The sequence below is a fragment of the Synechococcus sp. MU1655 genome (assembly GCF_023630655.1).
Taxonomy (GTDB): domain Bacteria; phylum Cyanobacteriota; class Cyanobacteriia; order PCC-6307; family Cyanobiaceae; genus Synechococcus_C.
The window spans coordinates 1-3,573 of sequence record NZ_JAKUHK010000216.1; the positions used below are offsets into that span (position 1 = coordinate 1).

Annotated in this window: 3 protein-coding genes; 2 read left to right on the forward strand and 1 reads right to left on the reverse strand. The window is 56.6% G+C overall.

What is annotated here, in order from left to right; translation table 11 throughout:
* Nucleotides 1–973: LysR family transcriptional regulator (locus NCN04_RS09510; protein ID WP_250395928.1), on the reverse strand; the 973-nt coding region annotated here is incomplete at its 3' end.
* 114 nt (nt 974–1,087) lie between these two features.
* Here NCN04_RS09510 and NCN04_RS09515 point away from each other — a divergent pair.
* Complete coding sequence (locus NCN04_RS09515) at nt 1,088–1,810, forward strand: NnrU family protein (protein ID WP_048348347.1); 723 nt, start codon at nt 1,088–1,090, stop codon at nt 1,808–1,810.
* A gap of 34 nt (nt 1,811–1,844) precedes the next feature.
* On the forward strand, nt 1,845–3,573 hold a 1,729-nt coding region (locus NCN04_RS09520; RefSeq protein ID WP_250395929.1), incomplete at its 3' end, for an NAD(P)H-quinone oxidoreductase subunit 5.

The window sequence follows — 3,573 nt, forward strand, 5'->3', positions numbered from 1 at the left end:
CTATGGGTTCTGGCCCTACGGCCGCAGCCCTTGGCTGACGCAAAGGACTATCGGCACTGGCAAACACCGGCAAAACATCACACCGAAAAGCTTCGGCCGCCCGTGAGCAATAACGCGCTGGATGGGTAATCAGCCTTAGCTGGCGCCTCACCTGCAGGCCCGCCACCAATGGCTTATGCAAACTGCCTGCTGTGAGCTCCCTCTCAATCGAGACCACCGGAAGGAAAGCGGCACCCAAGCCGGATTGCACAGCATTTTTGATGGCTTCAAGGGAATTGAGCTCCATCTCAATCCTCAATCTCTGCACATCCAAACCAGAACGAGCCAGAAGCTGGTCCACCATCTTCCGAGTGGTGGACTGGGCATCTAAACAAACAAATCCCAATCGATAGAGATCCTCCTTGCTGAGTTCGGGCAGGCGCGCGAGGGGATGCTTCACCGGAAGCACCAGCGCCAATTCATCACTGGCGTAAGGAACCACCTGAAGCAACTCATTCAACTCTGCAGGTAATTCGCCGCCGATAATGGCCAGATCGATCTGACCATTCGCCACGCTCCAGCCCGTTCGTCTCGTGCTGTGAACATGCAACTGAACTGCCACATCAGGAAATTTTTGCCGAAAGAGCCCAATCATTCGGGGCATCAGGTAAGTCCCCGTGGTTTGACTCGCCCCAACCACGAGAGATCCTCCCTTGAGGTTGTGCAAGTCATCCAAAGCACGACACGCCTCGTGGCACTGACTCAGAATTCGATCGCAATAGCTCAGTAGCAAGTGACCGGCTTCGGTGAGCTGGGCCTTGCGGCCGCCGCGGTCAAACAAAGACACCTCAAGCTGCTTCTCCAGGTTCTGGATCTGCAAACTGACCGCTGGCTGCGTGACGTAAAGACTGTCTGCAGCTTTTTTAAAGCTGCCTTCACTGACGATGGCGCGGAGGATACGAAGCTGATCCAGTGTGAAAGGCAGATCGGCCATAAGCGACAGCCGACCCGGCGGGGATAGCTCCAAAACTTTAGAGGGAAAGAGCCCACCGCCCTTCAGAATTACCCTCCACGCAGCAACTCTTTGGATGAGCTCCTAGGCGGCGGAATGCATCACTCCAGCTTGGTGATGCTGTTGCTGCTCTTCGTTTTCGCTGTGATTCACAGCGGTGGGGCTGCCCTTCGGACTCGTGCTGAAGCCAAAATCGGCGCCAGGGCCTGGCGAGTGCTATTCGCCGCCTTGAGTATTCCCTCGGCGATTGTCGTGATCGGCTATTTCCTTGCCCATCGGTATGACGGCCTCAGGCTCTGGAATCTGCAAGGTGTACAGGGATTGGTGCCAGTGATCTGGGTGCTAACAGCCATCAGCTTTCTCTTTCTCTATCCAGCCACCTACAACCTGCTGGAAATCCCTGCTGTGCTGAAACCGCAAGTGCGTCTCTATGCCTCCGGCATCATCAGGATTAGCCGACACCCTCAGGCCGTTGGTCAGGTTCTCTGGTGCTTTAGCCATGCCCTTTGGATCGGAAGCAGCTTCATGGTCGTGACCTGCATCGGCCTGATCGGACATCACCTTTTCGCTGTGTGGCATGGAGACCGACGCTTAAAGGCTCGGTTTGGTGATGACTTCGTGAAGCTGAAACAAAGCACATCCGTACTGCCTTTCGCCGCTGTTCTTGATGGACGCCAGACCCTGATTTGGAGCGAGTTGCTGCGGCCAGCACAACTCGGCATCGCGATCGCTGTGGGAGTTTTTTGGTGGGCTCATCGCTTCATCTCCTTGGCAGGGATCGCGTTCCTTCACTCACGTCTTGAAGGGCTTTTGAGCTGAGCTGCCTACACTCAAACCACTCCGCTTCACTCGGATGCCTTCGGCTGCCGATTTCGCCTGGCTGATTCCAGTGCTCCCTCTTGTTGGGGCCTTAATCACAGGGCTTGGCCTGATTAGCTTCAATCGCACCATCAACCGGCTCAAAAAACCGGTGGCCTTGCTGCTAATCAGCTGCATTGGAGCTGCAGCGGTCATCAGCTATGCCGTTCTGTTCGAGCAGTTGGGTGGAGCTCCCCCGGTTGAGCATCTGTTCATCTGGGCGAGTGCTGGAGACTTCAGCCTTCCGATGGGGTACGTCGTCGACCCGCTGGCCGCTGTGATGCTCGCCTTGGTGACCACGGTGGCGCTGCTGGTGATGATTTACTCCCACGGCTACATGGCCCATGACAAGGGTTATGTGCGCTTCTTTACCTATCTGGCGATCTTCAGCAGCTCCATGTTGGGGCTCGTGGTCAGTCCCAACCTTCTGGAAATTTATGTGTTCTGGGAGCTGGTGGGGATGGCCTCTTACCTCTTGGTGGGCTTCTGGTACGACCGTGAAGGCGCAGCCCATGCGGCCCAGAAAGCGTTTGTCGTGAATCGTGTTGGTGATTTCGGACTCCTGCTCGGGATCCTCGGGCTCTATTGGGCCACAGGAAGCTTCGGATTCCAAGGCATTGCCGATGGATTATCAGCCGCCGTTAGCAGTGGCGTAGTGCCGGGATGGGCAGCGCTGGCTCTCTGCCTCTTCGTGTTTATGGGGCCAATGGCCAAGTCAGCCCAATTCCCTCTTCACGTTTGGCTGCCCGACGCCATGGAGGGACCCACACCGATCTCTGCCTTGATCCACGCGGCCACCATGGTCGCGGCAGGAGTTTTCCTTGTTGCCAGGTTGGAACCTCTCTACTCCCAGTTCCCTGCTGTAGGCACGTTCATCGCCGTGATTGGAACGATCACCTGCTTCCTAGGAGCCTCCATCGCTCTAACCCAGATGGATCTCAAAAAAGGACTTGCATACAGCACTGTCTCGCAGTTGGGATACATGATGCTGGCCATGGGCTGCGGTGCGCCCGTTGCGGGCATGTTCCACCTCGTGACCCATGCCTTCTTCAAGGCAATGTTGTTCCTTGGCTCGGGATCTGTGATCCATGCCATGGAAGATGTGGTGGGTCATGAACCTGTCCTCGCCCAAGACATGCGACTGATGGGTGGACTTCGAAAAAAGATGCCGATTACTGCCATCACGTTTTTGATCGGTTGTGTGGCCATTAGCGGCATCCCACCCCTGGCAGGCTTCTGGAGCAAAGATGAAATCCTCGGCCAGGCCTTCAACAGTTACCCCCTGCTCTGGGCTGTTGGTTTTGCCACTGCGGGCATGACCGCCTTCTATATGTTCCGCCTCTACTTCCTCACCTTCGAGGGTGAGTTCCGAGGCGATGATTCAGCTCTACAACACGAGCTCATGGCGGCCGCAGGAAAGAACGTTGAGGAAGGTCACGATCACCACGGCGCAGGAAGTGTTCACGAGTCACCCTGGTCCATGACCCTTCCGCTCGCAGTTCTCGCGGTGCCCTCAGCGCTGATCGGCTTGCTAGGAACTCCCTGGAACAGTCGCTTTGCTGGGCTGCTGAATCCCGAAGAGGCAGCAGAAATGGCCGAACACTTCAGCTGGGGAGAATTCCTTCCACTCGCAGGAGCCTCGGTTGCGATTTCCGTAACCGGTCTGACGGTGGCCGTCCTCGCCTACGCCCTGCACCGAATCGACCTCGGCGAACTGGTTGCAG

What these genes read in the sequence shown, in the direction of transcription:
- NCN04_RS09515 (WP_048348347.1), top strand. Translation starts at nt 1,088, where the DNA reads ATGCATCACTCCAGCTTGGTGATGCTGTTGCTGCTCTTCGTTTTCGCT.